Genomic DNA, 24413 nt, shown 5'->3' on the forward strand with positions numbered 1-24413 from the left:
GGCGCGGCCTGGTAGGTGCCGGTGGCGTGGGAGCGGCGGGACGGCACGTACGGTGCGGTGATGCGAGTCGTACCGGGATGGGCGCTGGTCTCCGCCGTGGCCGCGCCGATCCTCCTGATCGGTGGGTGGACCCTGGGCGCGGCCCGGCAACCGGGCGGCTTCGACCAGGTCACCGGGACGATCAGCGCGCTCGCCGCCGTCGGCGCGACCGACCGGTGGATCATGACGGTCGCGCTGGCCGGTCTCGGGCTGTGCCACTGTGTGACCGCCGCCGGGCTGCGCACCCTCGCGCCCGCCGGGCGGGCCCTGCTCACACTCGGCGGGGTGGCGACGCTGGCGGTGGCGGTGTTCCCGCTTCCGGCCGACGGCGGCGGGTCGGTGCCCCACACGCTCGCCGCCGCCGTCGCCTTCGGCGCGCTGGCGCTCTGGCCGGCCCTGGCACTGGCAGCAGGTCAAGGGACCGTAGCGCAACGGGCGCCGTGGGTGGGGCTGGCGGTCGGGTTGCTGCTGCCGGTGGCCTGGTTCGTGGCCGAGATGGCGGTCGACGGCGGGCGGGTCGGTCTGGCCGAGCGGGTGGCGGCCGGAGCGGAGGCGTTCGCACCCCTGTTGGTGGTCACCGCACTGCGCCGCACGGGCCGGTCAGGTCGGCCGGACCGCACTGCGCCGGACCGGTGACGGCGGGGTCGACGCCACGGCTCGTCGGCCGCGACGTCGACCCGGTCCGCCTAGTCGGTCAAGCAGGACAGCAGGGCGGCGGCGAGCAGGTTGGCCCGCTCGTCGACGATGCCGCCCATCTGGTTGACCACGTAACCGAAGCCGACCCGGTGGTGGTCGTCGCCGAAGGCGAGGTGTCCGCCCGCGCCGTCGTGGCCGAAGCTGCGCTCGCCGAGCATCGGGCGCGGTGTCGAGTGGACGAGGAAGCCGGTGCCCCAGCGGTGTCCGACGTCGGGAAGTCCGTACACCTGCTGGCCGGCGACGCGGACGGTGACGGCGTCGTCGACGGACGCGGTGGTGAGCAGCGGTCCGCCGCCGACGTCGGAGACGCAGGCGGCGTAGAGGCGGGCCAGTGACTCGGCGGTGCTGATCCCGCCCGCGCCGGGGACCTGGGCGGCCTGGATGGCCGGGTCGTTGAAGCTGACCAGGCCGTCGGCGTCGGCGGGGAAGGCGAATGCGCCGCCCATGGTGATCCCGCGTTCGGCGACCGGGTCGCCGGGCGGGAAGGGTTCGCCGAGCGGCGCCAGCATCCAGGCGACCGCGTCGCGCTCGGCGGGCGGCAGGCCGACCCAGGTACGCAGACCGAGCGGTTCGGCGAGGGTGCGGGCGAGGTAGCTGCCGGGCATCTCCCCGGTGATCCGGCGGATCACCTCGCCGATGAGCCAGCCGTAGGTGATCGGGTGGTAGCTGTGGGCGGTGCCCGGCTGCCACAGCGGGGCCTGCTCCTCGATCGCCTCGATCACCGGGTCCCAGGCGAGCACCTCGGCGCGGGTGAAGGAGCGGTCCAGCGTGGGCAGTCCGGACTGGTGGGTGAGCAGCCAGCGCACCGGGATCTCGGCCTTGCCGTGCCGACCGAAATCGGGCCAGTACCGGGTGACCGGGGCCTCCAGGTCGAGCCGGCCCTGCTGAACCAGCAGGTAGGCGCAGATCGCCATGATCCCCTTGGTCACCGAGAAGACGACGGCCGGGGTGTCGGCGGTCCAGGGTCGACCGGAGCGCGGGTCGGCCAGCCCGCCGTACAGGTCCACGACCTTGCTGCCCCGCAGGTAGACGGCGACGGCGGCGCCGACCTCCCCACGGTGGACGAAGTTGTCCCGGAACACGTCGGCGACGGGCCCGAAGCCCTCGTCGGCGTGGCCGTGGATCGGGGTGTCGTTCAACCCGTCATCCCTTCACGGAGCCCTGCAGGAGGGCCTTGATGAACTGGCGCTGGAAGATCAGGAACACGATGAGCGTCGGAGTGAGGATGAGCAACGATCCGGCGCAGAGCAAGACCAGATCGGTTCCCCACTGTCCCTGGAACGCGCCGAGGGCACCGGCCATGGTCCGTTTGGTGGCGTCGTCGACCATGACGATGGCGAGCAGGAACTGGTTCCAGGTCCAGAGGAACAGCAGGATGGTCAGCGAGGCGATGGCCGGGCGGGCCAGCGGCACGTGCACCCGCCAGAACAACTGCCAGGTGTTGCTGCCGTCGACCCGCGCCGCCTCGGACAGCTCGCGCGGCACGTTGGTGAAGTGGGCGCGCATCCAGAAGACCGCGAACGGCATGTAGAGGCCGATCAGCGGCAGGATGATGGCCCACCGGGTGTTGAGCAGGCCGAGGTCCCGCATCTGGTAGTACAGCGGGGTCACGACCGCCTCGAAGGGCAGGGTGAGGCCGAGCAGCAGCAGCCCGAAGGCGATGTGGCCGCCGGCCACCCGCAGGTGCCCGAGGCCGAACCCGGCCATGGTCGCGATGATCACCCCGAACGGCACCACCCCGGCCACGATCAGCATGCTGGACCCCAGCAGGGCACCCATGTTCGCGGCGGTGAAGGCGTCGACGAAGTTGCCCCACTGTGGATCGGAGGGCCAGGCCAGACCGGTGGGTACGGTGCCGCGTGGTTGCAGGGCCGCCGAGAGCATGCTCAGGAACGGCAGCAGGGTGACCACGACCAGGGCGATCAGGAAGATCCGTCCGGTCAGCCGCTCACTGCGGGTGGTCATGTTCATGGCTTCTCCCCCCGGGTCAGCCGCTGGATGGGCAGCACGCAGATCAGCACCAGCAGCATCAGCACCACGCCCAGGGCCGAGGCGAGCCCGACCTGACGCTGGGAGAAGGCCAGGCGATAGATCTCCAGGCCCGGCACGGTGGTCTGGATGCCCGGACCGCCGCTGGTCGAGATGTAGACGATGTCGAAGCTGGCCAGCGCCGCGATGATGGTCACGGTGAGGCAGACGCCGATCTCCTGGCGGAGGCTGGGCAGGGTCACCGCGAAGAACTCACGGATCGGACCGGCGCCGTCCATCCGGGCCGCCTCGTACAGCGACGGGTCGATCTTGCTCATGCCGGTGACCAGCAGGATCGTGCAGAGGCCGAGCATGATCCAGGTGCCGATCACGCCCACCGAGGGCAGCGCGGTGCTGAACTCGCCGAGCCAGGCCCGGGTGATGCCGTCCAGCCCGATGGCCCGTAGGACCTGGTTGACCAGACCGTTGCTGGAGAGCACCCAGCTCCACGCGATGCCGGCCGCCACCAGCGGGATCACCTGCGGCAGGAACAGCACGGTCCGGACCAGCGTGCCGCCGGGGCCGGTGGTGATCCGCCGGACCAGGCTGGCCACCAGCAGGCCGAGGGCGACCGGGATGAAACTGAAGAAGATGATCAGAACGAAGGCGTTGCCGATGATCTTCAGCAGGTCGCGGTCGGTGAAGACGGTGACGTAGTTGTCCAGCCCGACCCAGGTGGCCGCGCCGATGCCGTTCCAGCGATAGAGCGAGTACTGCACGGTCAGCACGAGCGGGCGCAGGACGAAGAAGCCGTACATGGCCAGGGCGGGCAGGACCCAGAGCCAGCCGCTCCACCGCACCGCGCGGCCCCACCGCTTCCGGTGGGGCCGCGCGGCGGGACGGGGGTCCGCCCCGCCGGGTCGGGCAGTGGTGCCCGACCCGGCGGGAACGCTGCCGAGGGCAGACGTCATCGGGACAGTTCCTTCTCGTACTCGGCCTGGACCGCCTTGACGTAGCCCTCCGGGTTCTGCTGGCCGGCGATCAGCTTCTGCATCTCCGGGGTGATGGCGGCGGCGAAGATGCCACCGGTGGCGTTGGCGGTGAAGTCCACCGCGCCGTTGTCGGCGCCGAGCTGCTGGGACGCCTTCAGCGTCTCGGCCAGTACGGTGCCCTCGGTCACCGGCGGTAGCGCCAGCTCGGCCGGGCCACCCGGGTGCGAGCCGCCGACGTTGACCGAGATCTCACGGGCCTTGTCGTTGGTGTGCACCCAGTTGAGGAAGAAGGCGGCGGCGTCGGCGTTCTTGGCCCGGGCACCGACACCGAAGGTGTTCGGCGCGGACATCGCCACGTTCTTGGCCTCGGCGGTCTCACCGGGGAAGAGGAAGAATCCGACGTCGCCGGCCATGTTCTTGTCCAGGTTCGCCGACTCCCAGTCGCCGTTGAACATGAACAGGCCGTTGCCCTTCTGGAACTCGCCCATCATCGCGGTGTAGTCGATGGCGTTGGCGTCCTTCGGGAAGTAGCCGGCCTTGGCCCACTTCTCGATGGTCTGGGCGGCCTTCAGCGACGCGGGGGTGTCGAAGGTGGCGCCCGGCTTCTGGAAGATCCAGTCCGCGATCGGGGCCGGGTCGCCGAACTGGTTCTGCAACGCCTGGTACGGGAAGTTGATGCCGGCGGTGTTCTTGTTGAACTGCATGATCGGCTGGAGGTCGGCGGACTTGGCCTTGGCCAGCAGGTCCTCGAACTCGGCGATGGTGGTCGGCGGCTGGGTCATGCCCACCTGCTCGGCCTGCTTCTTGTTGTAGAAGACGCCGGTCACGCTGTAGCCGAGGCCCATGCCGTACAGCGAGCCGCTGCCGCGCTCCGCGCCGCCCTCGGTCAGCCGGAGCTGGACGAGCTGGGAGGCGGGGAACTTGTCCCAGCCGTGCGCGTCGAAGTACGGGTCGAGGTTCTTCAGCAGGCCGTCCTTGACCAGGTCGACCATGGTGGGCAGCCGGATGATGTCCGGCGCGTTGTCCGAGGCGAGCACCCGGGGCGCGTTCTCCACGATGACCGTGAACTGGTCCTCGCGGATGTTGAACGTGACGTTCGGGTGCTGCTTGGTGAACTCGTCGGCGAGCGCCTTGGCCAGCGGGAAGCCGGTCTCCGCGTACATCTCCAGGGTGATCGGGTCGGTTCCGAGCTCGGTGCTGACCGGGGCGCCGGAGTCCTCCGGCGCGGTCGGCTCCGAACCCGGCGCACTACAGGCGGTGGCCGTCAGACCGACGGCGAGTAGTGGCACCATCAGTGCCAGCCGGCGACGGGTGAATCTGGTGGACAACTCCCGCACGTCAATGGCTCCCTTGACTCATCCGCACGTCCTCGCGGGTCGGCGACCAACGAGTACGCTCGCCACCACGGTCGGTGCACGCCACGCCTGCGCGTCGCGCACCGCACCTCGGCTCGCGGTATCCGGTATGACCTCGGAGGTCGCTGTCGACAGCGCCCTCCGCAGTGGCGAAACAACGTCGCTAAACTGATTTAGCAGAGCATGCGCGCGGCACCCCGGCCTGTCAAGGACGAGTTGGCAACGGTCCGGAAACAAGCGGTTCACCAGGGGCCTTCGCCGACACCCGACCCGCCACCGGTGAGCCGGAACGCGACTCGACCCAGCATGATGGGCAACGGCGGCGTCGTACGGACGACCGCGAACGGAGGACTGATGGGCCGCAACAGGGCAACACTGGCCGATGTCGCCCGACGGGCAGGGCTGTCCAAGACCGCAGCCTCGATGGTGCTCAACGGGCGCGAGGGCACCCGGCTCTCCGCAGAGGCGCACCAGCGCGTCTTCGCGGCGGCGGAGGAACTCGGCTACCGCCCCAACGTGGCCGCTCGCAGTCTGCGTACCCGCAAGACGGCGACCATCGCCTTCGTCTCGGACATCGTCGCCACCACGCGCTTCGCCGGTGGCCTGATCCGGGGCGCGCTGGATGCCGCCCGCGAGCGCGACCACGTCCTGCTGATCACCGAGACCCAGGGCGACGCCGCGTTCGAGCAGTACGCGATCGAGGCGATCCTCGACCGTCAGGTGGACGGCGTGATCTATGCGGCGATGGCCACCCGCCGACTGACCGTGCCGAAGGCGATCCTGAACGGCCCGGTGGTGCTGCTCAACGCCACCAGCTCGGAGGAGCTGCCCAGCGTGCTGCCCGACGACGAGTTGGCCGGCGCCACGATCGCCGAGACGCTGCTCGCCCGGGGGCACCGGGACCGGATCGCCCTGATCGGCCGCAACCGACCCAAGGAACGCGACCCGGAGATCTCGCTCGCCGCCGAGGCGCGACTGCGCGGCATCCGGGGCACTCTCGCCGCCGCCGGTGTCGCGCTGTTCGCCGAGGGCTTCTGCACCGAGTGGCTGCCGGAGCACGGCTACACCGCGACGCAGGCCCTGCTCGGCCGCCCGGACCGACCGAGCGCGATCATCTGCATGAACGACCGGCTGGCCTTCGGCGCGTACCAGGCGCTCGGGGAGGCCGGCCTGACGATCCCCGACGACATCTCGGTGATCTCCTTCGACGACGACCCGATCGCCTCCTGGCTGCGCCCGGGGCTGTCCACCGCCGCCATCCCGCACGAGCAGATGGGCCGCCGGGCGGTGGAGCTGCTGCTGGACAAGGACGACTCCGGCCCGGCCCTGGTCCCGATGCCGCTGCGCCGCCGCCGTTCGGTCGCGGCTCCGGCCGCGCGGACGCCGCTGCCGCGCACCGAGAGCGACTCCACCCCGAGGTCGCGGGCTAAACCGATTTAGTGATACCTTCCCCGCCATGCTTCGTCTGCCCGACCACTGGGTGTGGGACAGCTGGTACGCCCAGGACGACGACGGCCGGTGGCACGCGTTCTTCCTGCGCGCCTCCCGGGCCCTCCTCGACCCGGACCGTCGCCACCGCCGCGCCACGATCGGCCACGCCGTCTCCACCGACCTGCGCGAGTGGCGGCTGCTCCCGGACGCGCTGGTGCCCGCCGACTCGCCGGGCTGGGACGACCTGGCCACCTGGACCGGCAGCACCGTACGCGGGCCGGACCAGCGGTGGTATCTCTTCTACACCGGCGTCGGCCGCGCCGAGGACGGCCTGGTCCAGCGCATCGGTCTGGCCGTCTCCGACGACATGGTCACCTGGCACCGGCACGGCGACACCCCGCTGATCGAGGCCGACCCCACCTGGTACGAGCTGCTCGACCTGGACGCGTGGTACGAGCAGGCCTGGCGCGACCCGTGGGTCTTCGCCGACCCGGACGGCGACGGCTGGCACATGCTGATCACCGCGCGTGGCAACCAGGGACCGGCCGCCGAACGCGGCGTCGTCGGTCACGCGACCTCGCCCGACCTGCTGAACTGGACCGTGCAACCGCCGCTGTCCACGCCGGCCGGATTCGGTCACCTCGAAGTGCCGCAGGTCGCCGTGGTGGACGGGCAGCCGTTGCTGCTGTTCTGCACCAACCCGGCGACCGCACCCGGCGACTCCCAGGAGCGGCTCTGGATGGCCACCGCGCCCACCGTACGCGGACCGTGGGACATCGCCGCCGCCCGACCGATCGCGCAGCCGCACCTGTACGCGCCCCGGCTGGTGTCGACCGAGGACGGTTGGGCACTGCTCGGTTTCGTCGAGCACGGCGACGGCACGTTCGTCGGCGAGATCAGCGACCCGGTGCCGGTGCGCTACGAACCCGACGCCGGTCTGGTGGCACGCGAACCGTTGCCGGCCACCGGCGGTGCCTGAGGTGACGGTCGCCGACGACGCGGAGCCGCCGGCCGCCGGACCCGCGTCGTCCGCCGCACCGGCGGTGACCGTGATCGGTGAGGCCGTCGTCGACCTGGTGCAGCAGCCGGACGGCCGGTACGCCGCCCACCCCGGCGGGAGTCCGCTCAACGTGGCCGTGGGGCTGGCCCGGCTGGGCGTACCGACCGTGATGCTCGCCCGCTTCTCCACCAACCGCTTCGGCCGACGGCTGCGCGCGCACGCCGAGACCAACGGTGTCGACCTGCGGCACGCCGTCGACGCCGACGAGCCGGCCACCCTGGGGATCGCCACGCTGACCGGGACCGGTGTGGCCACGTACGACTTCTATGTCGACGGCACCGCCGACTGGCAGTGGCGCACCGACGAACTGGCCCCGGCGGTCACCGGGCGGGGCATCGTGCACACCGGCTCGCTGGCCGCCTTCCTGCACCCGGGCGCCGACCGGTTGACCGACGCCCTGCGGGCCGCACGCGAGCAGGGCGCGTTCGTCAGCGTCGACCCGAACATCCGGCCCGGCCTGATCGGCAGCCCGGACGCGGCTCGGGTCCGCGTCGACGAGCTGGCCCGGATCGCGCACGTGCTCAAGGCCAGTGAGGAGGACGTCGCCTGGCTCTACCCGGGCCGGTCGACCGAGGACGTCCTGCGGCACTGGCGCGACCTCGGCGTGACGCTCGCCGTGGTCACCCTCGGCGCCGGAGGCGCGGCCGCCGCCTCCGCAACGAGCGGATTCCGGCAGCCGGCACCGGTTGTCGCAGTGGCCGACACGATCGGCGCCGGTGACGCGTTCACCGCCGGACTGCTCGCCGCCCTGTCCGCCGCCGCGCCCGCGTGGTCCGACGACGACGTCCGGGCCGCGCTGCGGTACGGCGTCGAGGTGGCCGCCGTGACCTGCACCCGAGCCGGTGCCGACCCGCCGTACCGGCACGAACTGGCGAGCCGGTTCCCGGCGGAGTCCTGAGACCGGACGGCGGCAAGCCGGCGGCGTCTCAGCGCGGCAGGTCGGCGTGCATCCGCCGCCACTGTCCCGGGGTGAGGCCGTAGGCCGCGCGGAAACGCCGGGCGAAGTGGGTGGGATCGCTGAACCCCCACCGGCGAGCCACCACCGCGATGGTCAGGTTGCGGCTCTGCGGCCGCAGCAGCTCCTCACCGGCACCCTTCAACCGCTCCCCGATGATCCACTGTTCCAGGCTGAAGTCGGCCTGGGCGCAGACCTTGTACAGGTGGCGCAGTGAGACGTTGTGGGCCATGGCGATGGTCGCCGGTCGCAGGTCGGGATCGGCCAGGTGCTGCCGGACGTACGCCCGGACGAGGGTCAGCAGCGTTCCGGCCCCGTCGACGTGGGCGTGCCGCGCGGTGGCGTACGCCGCCGAGGTGAGCAGGGCCCGGGCCAGCTCCACACTGGCCGCGCCCAGCACCGGTGCCGCCGGGTCGGCGCCGAGCCGGTCCGCTCGCCCCACCACGTCGACGACGTGCCGGGTGACCAGCGGATAGAGCGGACTGGCCGGCAGGTTGCCCAGGGCCCGCCGGATCACGTCCACCGGCAACGCGAGCCGGTCGATGGGGATCTGGAGGCACCCGGCGGCGCCGTCGCCGGACCAGGAGAAGTCGTACGGGGCGGAGAGGTCCATCCCCATCAGCCCGCCAGGGGGGACCAATGCCCGGTGTCCCCCCTGTTCCTGCCGCCCGTCGGCACGCTCCTGCACGGAGAGCGCCACCACCGGTGTCACGTCCTGCCGGGTCTGCCGGGCGGTGCGCAGCAGCCGGATGCCGGACGCCTCGGTGGTGAAGACCGAGACGTCCCCGAGATCCCAGACGGCCATCCGGGCGTACACGTCTCCGCTCGGGTCCTCGTGGATCACGTGGCACGGCGCGGAGGCGTACGCCATCGTGGCGTGCACCGCCTCGACCCGGTCGACGACCGGTAGCTGCGCGGTGTCCAGGACGACGGCCATGAACTCACCTCGTCGACTCGACCGGGCCGGCTGCCGCGGCGTCGCGGTGGGCGGGCGTCGATGCCCGCGCGCGGCCCGGCACCGGCACACCGGGGGTCCAACGATCCCATGCCGGCGTTACGAAGGAGAGAATCCCTGACGCCTTCGGGCGGTGCGGGCGCGGGGTGCGGCGCCGGTGGTCAGGCGGCGACCGGCCCGACCCAGCCGTCGGCACCGGGCACCAGGCCGGTGTAGCGGCCCCGGTGGTAGAGCAGCGGCGAACCGGCCGCCGGGCTGTGCACGAGTTCCGGTTCGGCCAGCACGATGGCGTGGCTGCCGACCGTCACCCGGTCGATCACCCGGCACAGCAGCCAGGCGAGGGTGTCGTCGAGGAGGGGTACGCCCTCGGGACCGACCCGCCACCGGGTCGGCTCGGCGAACCGGTCGATGCCGCTGGTGGCGAAGGTGCGGGCGAGGTCCTGCTGGTGGTGGGCGAGCAGGTGGACACCGACGTGCCGGGCGGCGGCGACCGTGGGCCAACTGGACGAGCCGAGGTTGAGGCAGAACGACACGACCGGCGGCGACAACGACACCGACGTGAAGGACGTGGCGGTGAACCCGACCGCCGGTGTCCCCGGCGCGGTGACCACGGTGACCGTGCTGGCCTGGTGCCGCAGCAGCGTCCGGATCTCGTCGGCCTCGGCGTCGAGGGGTGGCTGGTCGTCGGTGGGCGGTGTCACGGGTTCCTCCCGGGGATGGTGCGCTGCGGCTGGGGTACGTCGTCCTCCTGCCGCTCGTACGGGATCTTCTCGCCGGCCTCGACGGCGATCGGCAGTCGGTTCTCCGGCGGCGGCAGGGGGCAGGTCGCGAAGTCGGTGTACGCGCAGGGCAGGTTCGTGGCGCGGTTGAAGTCCACGGTGACCCGGCCCTGCTCGTCGGGCGGGTCGACGGTCAGGGCCCGGTTGGCGGCGTACGTGGTCACGCCGGAGGTCTCGTCGGTGAACAGCACCGACAGGCTTCCCGGCGACCAGCCGTTGAAGGCGGTCAGGCGCAACGGCACACCGTCCACGGCGAACTCGATCGTGCCGGGAGAGTCGTACACGTGCTGGAGTCCTTCGACGGCGGCGCCGACGGTGGTCGGTCGGGGGCTGTCGAAGGGGACGAACCGTCCGGGCCGGACCCAGCGGGTCGACGGCGGGTACGCCGGGGTGCCCCGGAAGGCGGTCCGCAGCGGATGGTCGGGGCGGCGTGGACGCAGGATGTCGTACCCGCCCCGTCGGGCGATCTCCAGCACGCCGCCGTCGAGCCCGACGGTGACGCCGCCGCGCTCCGGGATCGGGCCGAACGCGTGCCGGCCGGTCACCGGCCGTCCGTCGACGAGGAGCGCCTCACCGTCGGAGAGGTCGACCACCACGCCGTCCGCGCCGGTGTGCCACCGTCCGGGCAGGTCGGCGACGCGCTCGGGGCGGTCGGTGAGCCAGTACAGCCCGGTCACGGCGAGGAAGCCGTGCGGGTCGGCGAGGTTCTCCTCGTGGCGGCGGTGCCACTGCTGCCATTCCAGGGTGAACGCGTCGACCTGCGCCTCGGCGGCCTCGGGCGCGTCCGATGTCGCCGCCGAAAGCGGGTGGGGCCGGGTCATGTCGGGTTCCCTCCGTCGAGAATGGATTCGGCCGGCGCCGGCCCGACCGCCTCGGGCGACCAGGTGCGCGGAAGGTGCCGGGGCGCCGGGCGACGCTGCCCGATCGGCGCCAGGACGGTAGCGCGGGGTGTCCACACCGTCACCCTGCCAGGGACCGCGTTCACAGGCCACTCCCCCTACGTCGATCCTCCGCCGGGAGCCAGCCCGAGACCGGGCGGAGGCCCCGGTGGACGGTGCCCACCCCGTGCTCCGGATCGCCCCTCCCGGCCGCACGAGATATACCCTACTCATCCGGTTGGTTATATGGGTATTGTGGGCCGACCCACCGGACGAGGCAAGGAGGTGGCATGTCGACGAGTGCCGCGCGACTCGCGCCGGGGCTGCACACGGCACCCGCGCCGGTCTCGATACGCCAGGTCGGACGCGCCTTCGTCGGCCGTCGCGGCACCCACCACGTGCTGGACGACGTCACCCTGCGGATCGAGGCCGGTGAGGTGGTCGCGCTGCTCGGCGCCTCCGGATGCGGCAAGTCGACATTGCTGCGCCTCGTCGGCGGGCTGGACCGACCGAGCGCCGGCGAGATCACCGTGGACGGTCGACCGGTACGCGGCGTGGCGGCGCGTACCGCGATGGTCTTCCAGGACCCCCGCCTGCTGCCGTGGCGGACCCTGGCCGGAAACGTGGCCTTCGGTCTCGCGCCCGGCCACGACCGGACGACCGCCCGCGCCGACGTCCGGGCCTGGTTGGAGGTGGTCGGGCTGGGCGCCTTCGCCGAGCATCGCCCCCGGCAGGTCTCCGGCGGGATGGCCCAGCGCACCGCGCTCGCCCGTGCGCTCGCCCGGCGACCCGGTGTCCTGCTGCTGGACGAGCCGTTCGCCGCCCTGGACGCGCTGACCCGGTTGCGCATGCAGGACCTGGTCGACCAGGTGCAGCGCGCCGCCGGCAGCACGGTGCTGCTGGTCACCCACGACGTCGACGAGGCGCTGCGGCTTGCCGACCGGATCGTCGTCCTCGGCCCCGCCGGTCCCGCCGGGCGGGGCTCCACCATCCAGCACGTCACCGCCGTACCGGGGGCGCGGCCCCGGGCCCTCGGCTCGCCGGCCTCGGCCACCCTGCGCACCGAACTACTCGACCGTCTCGGCGTCTCCCCCGAAGGAAGCAGGAGTTCATGAGAAAGACAGTCGCCGTCGTACTGGCCGCCGCCCTGCTGCTCACCGGCTGTGTCGCCGGGGAGGACAGCGGCGGCTCGGCAGCCGGCGGCACCACCGGATTGCGCCTGGACTACGCGTACTGGAACCCGGCGAGCCTGGTGCTACGCGAGCAGCGCTGGCTGGAGGAGGAGTTGGCCGACGAGGGGGTGTCGGTGAGCTGGTTGCAGTCCGCCGGCAGCAACAAGGCCAACGAGAACCTGCGGGCCGGCGCGCTCGACATCGGCTCGACCGCCGGTGTCGCCGCGCTGGTGGCCCGGGCCAACGGTTCGCCGATCAAGACCGTCGGCGTGTTCAGCCAGCCGGAGTGGGCCGCGGTCGTGGTGGCCAAGGGCTCCCCGATCACGTCGGTCGCACAGCTCAAGGGTCGCAAGGTCGCCGCGACGAAGGGCACCGACCCGTACTTCTTCCTGTTGCAGGCGCTCGACGAGGCCGGGTTGGCACCGGGTGACGTCACCGTGGTCAACCTCCAGCACGCCGACGGCAAGACCGCGCTGGAGCGCGGCGACGTGGACGCCTGGGCCGGCCTCGACCCGCACATGGCCCAGACCCAGGTCGACGCCGGCTCCACCCTGCTCTACCGCAACGTCGCCTTCAACACCTACGGGGTGCTCAACGCCCGCGAGGAGTTCGTCTCCGGCCACCCCGAGCTGGTGCAGCGGGTGGTGAACGCCTACGAGCGGGCCCGCCAGTGGATCGTCGCCCACCCGGAGCAGGCGGTGGAGCTGCTGGCCCGCGAGTCGAAGGTCTCCCCCGCCGTGGCCCGGGTGGTGCTCGCCGAACGCACCCGGTTCGACGTCGACCCGGTGCCCGGGGTGGCGCAACGGCAGGTCTTCGAGCGGGTGCTGCCCATCCTGGTCGCCGACGGCAACGTCCGCACCGACACCGAGGCCCGCGCCGCGCTGGACAGCATCTTCGAGCCCCGCTTCGCCCAGGCGCGGGCCGAGCCGTGAGCGCGGGCAGTCCGGTGGCGGTGCAGCCGCCACCGGCCCGCCCGGCCGCGCCGCCGGTCCCGGCCACCGCCGGACCCGGCCGGGCCTGGACCTCCCGGGTGGGGTACGCCGTCGCCGGCCTGCTGCCTCCGGTGGCACTGCTCGTCGGCTGGCACCTGCTGGCCACCTCCGGCGGTTACTCGCGCGCGCAACTGCCGCCCCCGTACGACGTGCTGCTGGCGCTGCGGGAACTCCTCGCCCGGGGTGAGCTGTGGCAGCACCTGGCGATCAGCGTGCAGCGGGTCCTGCTCGGGTTCACCGCCGGTTCCGTCGCCGGACTGGTGCTGGGTGCCCTGGTGGGGCTCTCCCGGGCGGTCCGCTCGCTGGTCGGCCCGACCATCCAGGCGGTCCGCGCCATCCCGTCGCTGGCCTGGGTGCCGCTGCTGCTGCTCTGGTTCGGCATCGGCGAGACTCCGAAGATCACCCTGGTCGCGATCGGGGCGTTCTTTCCGGTCTTCACCACCGTGGCCGCCGCGCTCCGGCACGTCGACCCGCACCTGGTCGAGTTGGGCCGGGCGTACGGGCGTTCCGGCGTACGGCTGCTCGGCACGGTGCTGCTGCCCGCCGCCACGCCGCCGGTGCTGGCCGGGCTGCGTCTGGCGATGGCGCAGTCGTGGCTCTTCCTGGTCGCGGCCGAGTTGATCGCCTCGTCGATGGGGTTGGGCTTCCTGCTCATCGACAGCCAGAACACCGGCCGCACCGACGTGATCCTGCTCGCGATCGTGCTGCTGGCGGTGTTGGGCAAGCTCGCCGACACCCTGCTCGGGCTGCTGGAACGACGCGTCCTCGCGGCCTGGACGTGACCGGGTGACCGCCCGTCGCCGTCGCCGCTCCGCCGCTACCCCGGGCCGGTCAGAGCTGACCGTGACGCGGCGGCGGGGTGCCGTCGAGCAGCCAGCGACCGATGTGCTGGACCTTCCACCGAGTGGGATCGTGCAGCGTGTGGGTACGCGCGTCGCGCCAGTACCGGGACAGGTTCAGCGCGTCGGCGGCGGAGCGGGTGCCGCCGAGGTCGAACAGCGCCGACGAGACCTCCACCGAGGCGCGGGCGCCGGCCACCTTCGCCACCGCCGTCGCCACCGAGGCGCGAGCCGTGCTGTCGTCGGTCAGGTCCGCCTCGGCCGCGTCGATCGCGGTCGCCGCCTCGCGCAGCAGCGCCTCCGCGCCGCGTACCAGGATGTCCAGCTCGCCGGCCTGCTGGATGAGCAGGGGCTCGTCGGCGGCCCGCTCGACACCGGACTCGAACCACGGCCGGGCCCGGGCCACCTGCGCCACCGCGGCGTCCAGCGCGCCCCGGGCGATCCCGGTGTCCAGCGCGGCGTGCAGCACCTGGGCTCGCGCACCGTAGGTGGTCGCCGCACCGAAGATCGGCGTGTACGGCACCACCTGCGTCTCGTCCACCGCCACCTGCTCCAGCAGCACCGTCCCGCTGGCCGTGGTGCGCTGCCCCATCCCGTCCCAGTCGTCGCGCACCGTCACCCCCGGGGTGTCCCGGGGCAGGTAGGCCAGCATCTTCGCGGGTGGTCTGCCGCTCGCCGCCGGGCCGCCGCTCGCCGCCGGGCCGCCGTTCGCGCCCGGGTCGCCGGACGCAGCGGGACCGTCGGGCGCAGTGGGACCGTCGGGCGCAGTGGGACCGTCGGGCGCAGTGGGACCGTCGGGCTCGGCCGGGTCGGCCAGCACGGCACGGACCACCAGCCAGTCGGCGAACAGCGCACCGGTGCAGTAGAACTTCTCGCCGTCCAGCACGTACCCGCCGTCGGTCCGGCGGCGCAGCGTGGTGGCGTCGTCGGCGACGGTCCGTCCACCGCGCTCGGACTGGGCGTTGGCGAACCGCTGCCCGGCCAGCGCGGCGGCGAAGTAGCGCCGTTGCTGCTCCTCGGTGCCCTGCAGGCGCAGCGCCTGGAGGAAGACGACGTGGCTGTGCGGGATCTGGGCGAGGCTGGCATCGGCCGCCGCCAGCGTCCGGAACACCTCGGTCAGCGTGCCGACCGAGACCTCGGCCCCACCGAACTCGGCGGGCACCGTGATGCCCAGCAGACCGGAGGCGGACAGCTCGGCCACCTCGGGCTCGGGCAGTCGACGCTCCCGGTCTCGGACGCCGGCCTCGTCGGCGAGGACGGCCGCCAGTTTCCGGGCGACCTCGACGGCCTCCTCGTCCGTCCGGATCACACGCGTCATCCCGCCGACCACCTTCCCACCGAAGACCGCGAATCCTATCGGTTGAATAGGTTTAGTCTCACCCTCGCCGGCACCCAACGTCAATTCCGCCGCACAACCAGACCACGCTGCCGTTCCGACGCGATCTCACCGCCGGCCCGGACAGCACTCGATCCCGGATCGAGTGGCCTCATGGTCGCGGGGAGGCCACTTGATCCGAGAACGAGCACGATCTTGCGCGGTGCGCGTCGGGCACGATCTTGCGCGGTGCGCGTCGGGCATGACCTTGCGCGGTGCGGGTCGGGCACGATCTTGCGCGGTACGCGTCGGGCACGATCTTGCGCGGTACGCGTCGGGCATGACCTTGCGCGGTACGCGTCGGGGTCGACGAGGCGTTTGCTAGTGCGACGGCGCGAGGGTCGGCTCCTCCGCGCGCTGGGCGGGCGCGGCGACCGTGGTGGTGGGGCTGCCCGGGGTGATACGGATCCGCACCGGCGAGTCGACCTGGATCCCGAGCGCGTGGAACTCGTTGCGGGTGAGGGTCACGATCACCGGCTGGCCGCCGGAGGTGGTCACCTCGACCCGGATCTCGAAGCCGATCCGGGTGACCCGGGTGACCCGGCCGACCACTCCGGCGCTGTCCGCGCCGTCGGCGGAGAGCTGGAGGTCGTGCGGGCGCACCAACTCGTCGCCGAGCTGGGTGACCGGGCCGAGGAAACGCATCACGAACTCGTTGGCCGGGCGGTCGTACAGGTCGTCGGGCGAGCCGATCTGCTCCACCCGACCCTCGTTGATCACCACGATCTCGTCGGCGACCTCCAGGGCCTCCTCCTGGTCGTGGGTGACGAAGACGGTGGTGACGTGCACCTCGTCGTGCAGCCGACGCAGCCAGTCGCGCAGTTCCTTGCGGACCTTGGCGTCCAGCGCGCCGAACGGCTCGTCGAGCAGCAGCACGGTGGGCTCGACGGCCAGCGCGCGGGCCAGTGCCATCCGCTGGCGCTGGCCGCCGGAGAGCTGCGACGGCAGCCGCTCGGCGAACTGTCCGAGGTGGACGAGGGACAACAACTCGTCGACCCGGCGGGTGATCTCGTCCTTCGCGCGCTTGCGGATCTCCAGCCCGAAGGCCACGTTGCGCCGGACGGTCAGGTGCTTGAACGCCGCGTAGTGCTGGAACACGAAACCGACGTTGCGCTTCTGCGGCGGCAGGTTGGTGGCGTCCACACCGTCGATCTCGACCCGCCCGGTGTCGGCGCGTTCCAGCCCCGCGACGATCCGCAGCAGCGTGGACTTTCCGCCGCCGGAGGGACCGAGCAGCGCCGTGAGCCGACCGGCGGGGATGCTGACCGACACGTCGTCGAGCGCGACGAAGTCTCCGAAACGCTTGCCGACCTGGGAAATCTCGATGCTCAACGGTCTTCCTTCGGCCTGAGGACGGATACGACGATGATGCAGGCCACGGCGACGAGGGCGAGGAGGAAGGCGGTGGCGTACGAGCCGCCCTTGTCGAAGTTCAGGTACTTCTCCTCGACCACGAGGGTGGCCGTCCGGGTCGCGCCGAGCACGTTGCCGGAGACGATCTTGACGGCGCCGAACTCGCCGAGCGAGCGGGCCAGGCTGAGCACGACGCCGTAGATCACGCCCCACTTGATCGACGGCAGCGTGATCCGGCGGAACGTCTGCACGGCGTTCGCGCCGAGACTGCGGGCGGCCTGTTCCTGCTCGTCGCCAACCTCCTGGAGGACCGGGACGACCTCCCGGATGACCAACGGCAACGCCACGAACACGGTGGCCATCACCATGCCCGGCACGGCGAAGATGATCTGGAATCCGGCCGCTTCGAGCGTCGGGCCGAACCAGCCCTCTCGGCCGCCGTACACCAGGATCAGCGCCAGGCCGACGACGATCGGCGACACCGACAACGGCATGTCGAGCAGGGCGTTCAGTGTCCGTTTGCCGGGGAAGTCGTAGCGGACCAGCAGCAGCGAGATGCCGACGCCGAAGATGGTGTTGATGACCACCGCGACGACCGCGACGAGCACGGTCAGTTGCAGCGCGTGGACCACGTCGGGGTCGGTCAGGATGTCGTTGAGGTTGACGAAGCCGTCCGCGAACGCGTTGCGTCCGACCAGGTACAACGGCCAGGCCACCAGGAAGAAGAGGTACGTCGTCACGACGAACCGCAGGACGTACCGGCCGGGACGTCGGCCGACCTGGGTCCGCGTGCCGGTGGAACGCTCAGCCACGGCGCATCACCCTCCGCTGAATGACGTCGAGCACGACGATGACGGCCAACGAGACGGCCAGCAGCACCACCGCGACCGCTGCTGCGCTGTCGGGGTTGTCGTTCTCGATGCTGCTGAGGATGCGCACCGAGGCCACCTCGGTACGCATCGGCAGGTTGCCGGAGAGCAGGACCAGCGAGCCGTACTCGCCGACCGCGCGGGCGAACGACAAGGTGGCGCCCGCCGCGATGGCCGGCGTGAGACTGGGCAGGATGATCCGCCGGAAGGTGGTGAACCGGCTCGCACCCAGTGACGCCGCCGCCTCCTCCGCGTCGGGGTCCAGTTCGGAGAGCACCGGTTGCACGGTGCGCACGATGAACGGCAGCGTGACGAAGAGGAAGGCGAGGAAGACCGCGATCCGGGTGTTGGCGATGTTGACGCCGAGCGGGCTGTCCGGCCCGTACAACGACAGCAGCACCAGGCCCGCGACGATCGTCGGCAGGGCGAACGGGACGTCGATGAGGATCTCCAGCGCCCGCTTGCCGAAGAACCGGTCCCGCACCAGCACCCAGGCGATCAGCGTGCCCATCACGACGTTGACCAGCGTGACGAGCAGCGCGGTGCCGATGGTCAACCGGAGGGTGGCGGCGGTCTGTTCGTTGGTCACCGTCCGCCAGAACCCGCCCCAGCCGCCCTCGCTGGCGGTGACCACGACGGCGGCGAGCGGGATGAGGACCAGCAGGCTGAACCACACCATCGCCACGCCGAGCCCGAGACCGGAGACCCAGGTGAGCGGGAGGCCGGCCCGGGCCGACCGGCGGTTGCCCGCCGGCCGGTCCGGGACCAGGGTCGCCGAGGTCACTTGGCCTTCCCGGAGGCCGCGATGATCTTGGTCACGATGCCGTCACTCTCGTCGAAGAACTTCTCCGACAGCGCCGACCAGCTCTCGAAGTCCTTCTCCACGGTCAGCAGCTTCTGCGGGGCCGGGAACGGGTTGTTCGGGTCGATCGCGCCCTCGACGCCGCTGGTGTCGACGCCGTCGATGATCGGCCGGAAGCCGGTCAGCGCGAACTGTCGCTGCCCCTGCGGGCCGAGCACGAAGTCCAGCCACTCCTTCGCCTTCGGGTCGGCGTCCTTGAGGATCGCACCCGGGTTCTCGATCAGCATGGTGGTCTCCGGCAGGACCCAGTCGAGCTTCTCGCCGTTCTGCCGGGCGAGGATCGTCTCGTTCTCGTACGCGAGCAGCACGTCACCGGTGCCGCCGAGGAACGTGGTGGTGGCGTCCCGTCCGCTGTTCGGGAGTGACACGACGTTGCCGAAGAGCTTGGTCACGTACTCCTGCGCCTGGGCGTCGGTGCCACCGTTGGCGGCGATGTGCCCCCAGGCGGCCAGGGCGTTCCACCGGGCGGCACCCGAGGACGCCGGGTTCGGGGTGACGATGCCGATACCGGGCTTGATCAGGTCGTCCCAGCCCTGGATGTTCTTCGGGTTGCCCTCGCGGACCGCGAGCACCACCACCGAGGACGAGACGATGCCCTTGGTCGGGCCGTCGTCCCAGGTCTGGTCGACCAGTCCGGCGTCGACCAGGCGGGTCACGTCGCTGCTCACGGAGAAGTGCACGTAGTCGGTCTTCAGGCCGGCCACCACGGCGCGGCTCTGGTCGCCGGAGGCGCCGTACGAGGTCCGGAACCGGACCCCCTCGCCCGCCTCGGTCTTGTTCCACTCGGCGGCGATGGCCTTGTTGGCCGCCTCGGGTACCGCGAAGCCGACGATGCTCAACGTGGCGGAGCTGCCGCCGGCCGCGTCACCGCCGCCGCAGCCCGACAGCGCCACGCCGGTGACCATGGCGAGAGCGATGGCCGCTCTGATCCGGTGCCTCATCGGAACCCGTCCTCCTCCAGTGCGTGACCGCACTATATAAATCCGACCAATTAAATAGGGAATATGCCCGTTTTGAGCTGTCGTGTACCGAATGCAGTGGTGGACGCGGTCACGAACCGGGCGCCGATGCCCGGCCGACACGACGCCGATCTCCCCGTCGCGCCCGACTCCACATCGGACGCGGTAGGCCTGATCGACCGTGCCGACCGCGCACCGAATATCCCACTAACTCGACAGGTTTTCAAGCCTTGCCGAACGGGGCTGCCCGACCGGCTCGACGCGCCGATCCGTCACGCCACCCGGGGCGGCCGATCAACGACGTCCCGTCCCCGCCCATCCACGGGCGCGAGCAGATCGGCCAGAGTGGCGTGGTCGACCACGTCCTCGATCGCCCGGTGCACCGACAGCCACACCTCCCCCAGCCCGACGGCCACGCCGTGGTAGGTGGCGACGTCGGCGGGCGCGCCACGGACCGTCGTCAACGCCCCGCCGGTGGCGCGCAGCACGTCGCCCACGGTGATCCCGTCCGGCGCGCGGGTCAACGCGTAGCCGCCGTCCGCGCCGCGCAGACTTTGCAGCAGGCCGGCCCGGCGCAGGTCCAGCAGGATGCCCTGGAGGAACGAGTACGGGATGTCCTGGCTCGCGGCCAGCACCGCCGCCTTCACCACCGCCGGGTGGCACTGCGCCACCGCCAGCATCGCCCGTACGGCGTAGTCCGATCGCGCTGAGACGTACACGTCACCCCACCCGTGCCCTACATAATCCATCAAACATATAGGAATGGTGGACAGTTAGGCGCGGCCCGTCAAGGTGTCGGGCCGGGTGGACTACTCGCCGCGCATCGCCCGTACCGCCTCCCCGGCGAACAGGCAGGCGGCCCGGTGCCCCGAGGCGACCTCGACCAGCGGCGGATCGGTCCCGGCGCACTCCGGCCGGGCCTGTGGACACCGGGTCCGGAAGCGGCAGCCCTCCGGCGGGTCCACCGGGCTGGGGATGTCGCCGCCGAGGATGACCCGCCGACGGGCCCGCTCGACCTGCGGATCCGCCACCGGGATCGCCGACAGCAGCGCCGCAGTGTACGGATGCGCCGGGTGCTGCCAGATCCGGGCCGGCGTGCCGGACTCCACGATCCGCCCCAGATACATCACCGCCATCCGATCGCTCATGTGCTCCACGGCGGCCAGGTCGTGCGCGATGAACAGATAGGTCAGCCCCAGGTCCCGTTGCAGCCCCCGCAGCAGGTTCATGATCTGGGCCTGCACGCTGAGGTCCAGCGAGGCGATCGGCTCGTCCAACACGATCAGGTCGGGCTCACCGGCCAGGGCGCGGGCGATGCCGACCCGCTGCCGCTGACCGCCGGAGAGCTCGTGCGGATGCCGGTCGGCGACGTCCCGGCGCAACCCGACCATGTCGAGTAGCTCCTCGACCCGCTGCCGCCGGGCCGTGCCCCGATCGGTGAGCCGGTGCACGGCCAGCGGTTCGGCGATGCTCGCGCCCACCGTCCGGCGAGGGTCGAGGGACGCCTGCGGATCCTGGAAGACCATGGCCACCCGGCGACGCAGCGCGCGCAACCGCCGCCGCGACCAGTGGGTCACGTCCTGCCCGGCCACCCGCACCGTGCCCGAGGTCGGTTCGACCAGCCGCAGCAACGCCAACCCGGTGGTCGACTTGCCGCTGCCGGACTCGCCCACCAGACCCAGCGTCTCGCCCCGGCGTACCCGCAGCGACACCCCGTCCACCGCCCGGACCACACCCGCCGGGGTCGGGAACCACACCGTCAGGTCATCGAGTGCGGCGACCACGTCGGCCGGCCCGCCGGGCCGGTGGCCGGTCAGGTGCGGCTCGGTCCGCTCCGCCGTCATCGGGCCTCCCCGTCGTGCCGCTGCGGATAGAACGTGCGGACCTCGTGTCCCGCCGACACCGGCACCAACGGCGGCGACTCGTGCTCACAGCGGGCGTCACCCCGCACCGGGCAGCGGGGCCAGAAGGCACACCCGGCCGGCAGGTCCAGCGGACTCGGCGGGGCACCCCGGATGGTCACCAGCTCGCCGCCGCCCGCCGCCGGGTCCGGCCGCGCCGCCAGTAGGGCGCTGGTGTACGGGTGCGCCGGCCGGCCGAACACCGCGTCGACCGGCCCCTGCTCGACGATGCGACCGGCGTACATGACCGCCACCCGGTCCGCGATGCCGGCGACCACGCCCAGGTCATGGGTGATCCAGACGACCGCCGTGCCGAGTCGCCGCCGCAGGTCCGCCACCAGCTCGACGATCTGCGCCTGCGTGGTGACGTCCAGCGCGGTGGTCGGCTCGTCGGCGATCAGCAGATCCGGCTCGCAGGCCAACGCCATCGCGATCACCACCCGCTGCCGCATCCCGCCGGAGAACTGATGCGGGTACGCGTCCACCCGCCGCGCGGCCGACGGGATGCCGACCAGGTCGAGCAGCTCGATGGCGCGGGTACGGGCGGCCCGCCGACTCAGGCCGAGATGCTCCTCGCTCGCCTCGGCCACCTGCCGACCCACCGTCAACACCGGGTTGAGCGACGTCATCGGATCCTGGAACACGAAGCCCACGTGCCGCCCACGCATCCGTCGGCGCTCCGCCTCCCGCAGCCCGGTGAGTTCCGTGCCGAGCAGGTGCACCCGCCCGGTCACCCGGGCCGAGCGCGGCGCGAGCCCGGTCGCGGCCAACACGCTCATGCTCTTGCCGGAGCCCGACTCGCCGACCAGGGCCAGCGTCTCCCCCGCCCGGACCGACCAGTCCACCCCGACGACCGCCCGCGCCGGCCCCCGCCGGGTCCCGATGGTCACGGTGAGGTCCTCGATCCGCAACACCTCACCCCGCTCGCTCACGCCGGCACTCCGGTCGCTCATGCCGGCACTCCGCTACGCTCCGCGCCGCCATGAGGCACCACCGCACCGCATTGATGATTCACTCGCTGACGGTCGCTCATGCCGGCACTCCGCTACGCTCCGCGCCGCCATGAGGCACCACCGCACCGCATTGATGATTCACTCGCTGACGCTCACTCATGACGTGCTCCTTCGGGCCTCGGCGACGGTGAGCTGGCGGGGGTCAAGCACGTCCCGTAGCGCGTCGCCGACCAGGTTGAACGCCAGCACGGTGAGGAAGATGGCGGCCCCCGGGAAGACGCCCAGCCACCACGCGTCGGTGACGAACTCCCGGCCGTCGTCGAGCATCCGACCCCAGGCCGGTTCCGGCGGCTGCACGCCGAGACCGAGGAAGGAGAGTGCCGCCTCGGACAGGATCGCGAAGGCCAGCGACAGCGAGGTCTGCACGATCAGCGGCGCCGCGATGTTCGGCAGCACGTGCTGACCCATGATGCGCAGGTCCGACGCGCCGATGGAGACCGCCGCCCGGACGAAGACCTGCTCCCGCACCGACAGCACCCCGGCTCGGGTGACCCGGGCGAAGATCGGCGTGTAGACCACCCCGATCGCGATCATCGCGGTGAGCAGCCCGGGGCCGAGCACGGCCACGATCGCCACCGCGAGCAGCAGCACCGGGAACGCGAACAGCACGTCCATGCAGCGCATCAGGATGTTGTCCAGCCAGCCGCCGTAGTAGCCGGCGAGCAGCCCGAGAGTCACCCCGACGGCCAGGGCGATGCCGACGCTGACCAACCCGACCTGGAGCGAGACCCGGGCCGCGATCATGACCCGGCTGAGCACGTCGCGGCCCAGCTCGTCGGTGCCGAACGGGTGCGACCAGCTCGGCGGCTGGAGCATCCGGTCGGTGTCCACGTCGTTGACGCCCGACGGCGCCAGCCAGGGACCGGCCACCCCCACCACGACCAGCAGCACGAGCACCGCGCTGCCGCTCAGGGCCAGCGGGTCGCGCCACAGCGCCGACAGCGCGCGGCGTACCTGCCCGTCGCCGCCGCCTCGCGAGCGGACGCCGACCCAGGGCGGGACGAGTCGTCCGAGCCGGCCGCTCATCGGACCCTGATCCTCGGGTCGAGGCGGGCGTAGAGGACGTCCACCAGCAGGTTGACCAGCAGGAACAGGGCCGCGACCAGCAGCACCGCGCCTTGCAGCACCGGGTAGTCCCGGGCCCGGACCGCGTCGAAGGTGAGCCGGCCGATGCCGGGCCAGGCGAACAGCACCTCGATCACGATCACACCGCCGAGCAGGCTGGCCAGTTGCACCGCCACCACGGTCACCACCGGGATGAGCGCGTTGCGCAGGACGTGCCGCAGCACCACCACCCGCGCCCGTAGGCCCTTCGCCTCGGCGGTGCGGACGTAGTCCTCGGAGAGCACCTCCAACATCGAGGAACGGATGAAGCGGGTCAGGATCGAGGCGGTGACCAGGCCGATCGTGGCGGCCGGCAGAGCCACGTGCGAGGCCCACCGTGCCGGGTCCTCGGTCAACGCCACGTACCCCGACGGCGGGAGCCACCCGAGCACCCCGGCGAAGAGCAGGATGCCCATGATGCCCATCCAGAAGTCGGGCACCGAGACCCCGAACTGGCTGAACACACGTACCGCGTGGTCGACCAGCGAGCCGCTGCGGATGGCCGAGACGATCCCGAGCGGGAACGCCACGAGCACCGCGAACAGCACCGCGGTGAGCGCCAGCGACAGTGTCGCCGGCAGCCGTTCCAGCAGGATCGCGGTGACCGGCCGACCACTGCGGAAACTGACGCCGAGATCGCCGGTCAGCGCCCGGAAGAGATAGTCGAAGTACTGCGGGACCAGTGGCTGGTCCAGCCCGGACCGGGCCCGCAGCGCCTCGTACGTCTCCTGGTCGAACCGGGTGCCGAGCGCGACGCGTACCGGGTCACCCGGCACCAGTTGGATCAGCAGGAACACCACGAGGGTCACGCCGATCAGCACGACACCGGACTGCACCAGCCGGCGGATCACGAAGCGGGCCACCTG

23 protein-coding genes and 1 pseudogene are annotated in these 24413 nt (G+C 71.9%); 7 read left to right on the forward strand and 17 right to left on the reverse strand.

Annotated elements, in window-relative coordinates; all coding sequences use genetic code 11:
* The first annotated feature begins 60 nt into the window (after positions 1-60).
* Positions 61-675 carry a DUF998 domain-containing protein gene (locus ABT008_RS15455; protein ID WP_350696879.1) on the forward strand — a complete coding sequence of 205 codons (615 nt, stop codon included), beginning with the start codon at positions 61-63 and terminating at the stop codon, positions 673-675.
* A gap of 50 nt (positions 676-725) precedes the next feature.
* Here ABT008_RS15455 and ABT008_RS15460 read toward each other — a convergent pair whose 3' ends face one another.
* The 4 genes from ABT008_RS15460 to ABT008_RS15475 are packed head-to-tail and all read right to left on the reverse strand — an operon-like array spanning position 726 to position 5032.
* Entirely contained in the window at positions 726-1874 is a 1149-nt protein-coding gene (locus ABT008_RS15460; protein ID WP_350696880.1) for a serine hydrolase domain-containing protein, read from the reverse strand.
* A gap of 4 nt (positions 1875-1878) precedes the next feature.
* Positions 1879-2706 (reverse strand): carbohydrate ABC transporter permease, encoded by an 828-nt coding sequence (locus ABT008_RS15465; RefSeq protein ID WP_350696881.1) that lies wholly within the window; start codon positions 2704-2706, stop codon positions 1879-1881.
* Positions 2703-3674 carry a carbohydrate ABC transporter permease gene (locus ABT008_RS15470; protein WP_350696882.1) on the reverse strand — a complete coding sequence of 324 codons (972 nt, stop codon included), beginning with the start codon at positions 3672-3674 and terminating at the stop codon, positions 2703-2705. Before ABT008_RS15470 ends, ABT008_RS15465 begins: the two co-directional genes overlap by 4 nt.
* Positions 3671-5032 (reverse strand): ABC transporter substrate-binding protein, encoded by a 1362-nt coding sequence (locus ABT008_RS15475; RefSeq protein ID WP_350696883.1) that lies wholly within the window; start codon positions 5030-5032, stop codon positions 3671-3673. The genes ABT008_RS15470 and ABT008_RS15475 overlap by 4 nt, the downstream gene beginning before the upstream one ends.
* Before the next feature lie 372 nt (positions 5033-5404).
* Between ABT008_RS15475 and ABT008_RS15480 the strand changes: the two genes are divergently transcribed.
* The 3 genes and pseudogenes from ABT008_RS15480 to ABT008_RS15490 all read left to right on the forward strand — a co-directional run bounded on the left by ABT008_RS15480 (position 5405) and on the right by ABT008_RS15490 (position 8439).
* On the forward strand, positions 5405-6490 hold the full coding sequence (locus ABT008_RS15480; protein ID WP_350696884.1) for a LacI family DNA-binding transcriptional regulator: 1086 nt from the start codon (positions 5405-5407) through the stop codon (positions 6488-6490).
* 10 nt (positions 6491-6500) lie between these two features.
* A pseudogene (locus tag ABT008_RS15485) lies at positions 6501-7460 on the forward strand (glycoside hydrolase family 68 protein); the annotation flags it as partial.
* 1 nt (position 7461) lies between these two features.
* A complete protein-coding gene (locus tag ABT008_RS15490; protein WP_350696886.1) occupies positions 7462-8439 on the forward strand; it encodes a carbohydrate kinase family protein in 978 nt (325 codons plus the stop codon).
* 28 nt (positions 8440-8467) lie between these two features.
* Here ABT008_RS15490 and ABT008_RS15495 read toward each other — a convergent pair whose 3' ends face one another.
* From ABT008_RS15495 to ABT008_RS15505, 3 genes are all read right to left on the reverse strand, one after another.
* Positions 8468-9433 (reverse strand): AraC-like ligand-binding domain-containing protein, encoded by a 966-nt coding sequence (locus ABT008_RS15495; protein WP_350696887.1) that lies wholly within the window; start codon positions 9431-9433, stop codon positions 8468-8470.
* Positions 9434-9612: 179 nt separating this feature from the next.
* On the reverse strand, positions 9613-10152 hold the full coding sequence (locus tag ABT008_RS15500) for a flavin reductase family protein (RefSeq protein WP_350696888.1): 540 nt from the start codon (positions 10150-10152) through the stop codon (positions 9613-9615).
* Positions 10149-11051: a DUF1684 domain-containing protein gene (locus tag ABT008_RS15505; protein WP_350696889.1), complete on the reverse strand. Its 903-nt coding sequence runs from the start codon at positions 11049-11051 to the stop codon at positions 10149-10151. Before ABT008_RS15505 ends, ABT008_RS15500 begins: the two co-directional genes overlap by 4 nt.
* Before the next feature lie 347 nt (positions 11052-11398).
* Here ABT008_RS15505 and ABT008_RS15510 point away from each other — a divergent pair, with 347 nt between their 5' ends.
* Genes ABT008_RS15510 through ABT008_RS15520 form a run of 3 tightly spaced genes read left to right on the forward strand, consistent with a single transcriptional unit; the run spans position 11399 to position 14054 of the window.
* Positions 11399-12223: an ABC transporter ATP-binding protein gene (locus ABT008_RS15510; protein WP_350696890.1), complete on the forward strand. Its 825-nt coding sequence runs from the start codon at positions 11399-11401 to the stop codon at positions 12221-12223.
* Positions 12220-13212, forward strand: a complete 993-nt coding sequence (locus ABT008_RS15515; RefSeq protein WP_350696891.1) for an aliphatic sulfonate ABC transporter substrate-binding protein — start codon at positions 12220-12222, stop codon at positions 13210-13212. Before ABT008_RS15510 ends, ABT008_RS15515 begins: the two co-directional genes overlap by 4 nt.
* Positions 13209-14054, forward strand: a complete 846-nt coding sequence (locus ABT008_RS15520) for an ABC transporter permease (RefSeq protein WP_350696892.1) — start codon at positions 13209-13211, stop codon at positions 14052-14054. The genes ABT008_RS15515 and ABT008_RS15520 overlap by 4 nt, the downstream gene beginning before the upstream one ends.
* A 49-nt stretch (positions 14055-14103) precedes the next feature.
* Here the strand turns inward: ABT008_RS15520 and ABT008_RS15525 are convergent, their stop codons facing one another.
* The 10 genes from ABT008_RS15525 to ABT008_RS15570 all read right to left on the reverse strand — a co-directional run bounded on the left by ABT008_RS15525 (position 14104) and on the right by ABT008_RS15570 (position 24410).
* Entirely contained in the window at positions 14104-15429 is a 1326-nt protein-coding gene (locus ABT008_RS15525; protein WP_350696893.1) for an acyl-CoA dehydrogenase family protein, read from the reverse strand.
* 378 nt (positions 15430-15807) lie between these two features.
* Positions 15808-16818, reverse strand: a complete 1011-nt coding sequence (locus ABT008_RS15530) for a sulfate/molybdate ABC transporter ATP-binding protein (protein ID WP_350696894.1) — start codon at positions 16816-16818, stop codon at positions 15808-15810.
* Positions 16815-17651: a sulfate ABC transporter permease gene (locus ABT008_RS15535; RefSeq protein WP_350696895.1), complete on the reverse strand. Its 837-nt coding sequence runs from the start codon at positions 17649-17651 to the stop codon at positions 16815-16817. Before ABT008_RS15535 ends, ABT008_RS15530 begins: the two co-directional genes overlap by 4 nt.
* Positions 17644-18492 carry a sulfate ABC transporter permease subunit CysT gene (gene cysT / locus ABT008_RS15540; protein WP_131052162.1) on the reverse strand — a complete coding sequence of 283 codons (849 nt, stop codon included), beginning with the start codon at positions 18490-18492 and terminating at the stop codon, positions 17644-17646. The genes ABT008_RS15535 and cysT overlap by 8 nt, the downstream gene beginning before the upstream one ends.
* A complete protein-coding gene (locus ABT008_RS15545; RefSeq protein WP_350696896.1) occupies positions 18489-19511 on the reverse strand; it encodes a sulfate ABC transporter substrate-binding protein in 1023 nt (340 codons plus the stop codon). The genes cysT and ABT008_RS15545 overlap by 4 nt, the downstream gene beginning before the upstream one ends.
* A 290-nt stretch (positions 19512-19801) precedes the next feature.
* Entirely contained in the window at positions 19802-20248 is a 447-nt protein-coding gene (locus ABT008_RS15550) for an RrF2 family transcriptional regulator (RefSeq protein WP_350696897.1), read from the reverse strand.
* A 90-nt stretch (positions 20249-20338) separates the two neighbouring features.
* Positions 20339-21373, reverse strand: a complete 1035-nt coding sequence (locus ABT008_RS15555) for an ABC transporter ATP-binding protein (protein WP_350696898.1) — start codon at positions 21371-21373, stop codon at positions 20339-20341.
* Complete coding sequence (locus ABT008_RS15560; RefSeq protein WP_350696899.1) at positions 21370-22383, reverse strand: ABC transporter ATP-binding protein; 1014 nt, start codon at positions 22381-22383, stop codon at positions 21370-21372. Before ABT008_RS15560 ends, ABT008_RS15555 begins: the two co-directional genes overlap by 4 nt.
* A 156-nt stretch (positions 22384-22539) precedes the next feature.
* Positions 22540-23469 (reverse strand): ABC transporter permease, encoded by a 930-nt coding sequence (locus ABT008_RS15565; protein ID WP_350696900.1) that lies wholly within the window; start codon positions 23467-23469, stop codon positions 22540-22542.
* On the reverse strand, positions 23466-24410 hold the full coding sequence (locus ABT008_RS15570) for an ABC transporter permease (protein ID WP_350696901.1): 945 nt from the start codon (positions 24408-24410) through the stop codon (positions 23466-23468). The genes ABT008_RS15565 and ABT008_RS15570 overlap by 4 nt, the downstream gene beginning before the upstream one ends.
* Between the last annotated feature and the right edge of the window lie 3 nt (positions 24411-24413).

This window comes from Micromonospora sp. NPDC002389 (assembly GCF_040296095.1).
In the GTDB taxonomy this organism is placed as follows: domain Bacteria; phylum Actinomycetota; class Actinomycetes; order Mycobacteriales; family Micromonosporaceae; genus Micromonospora.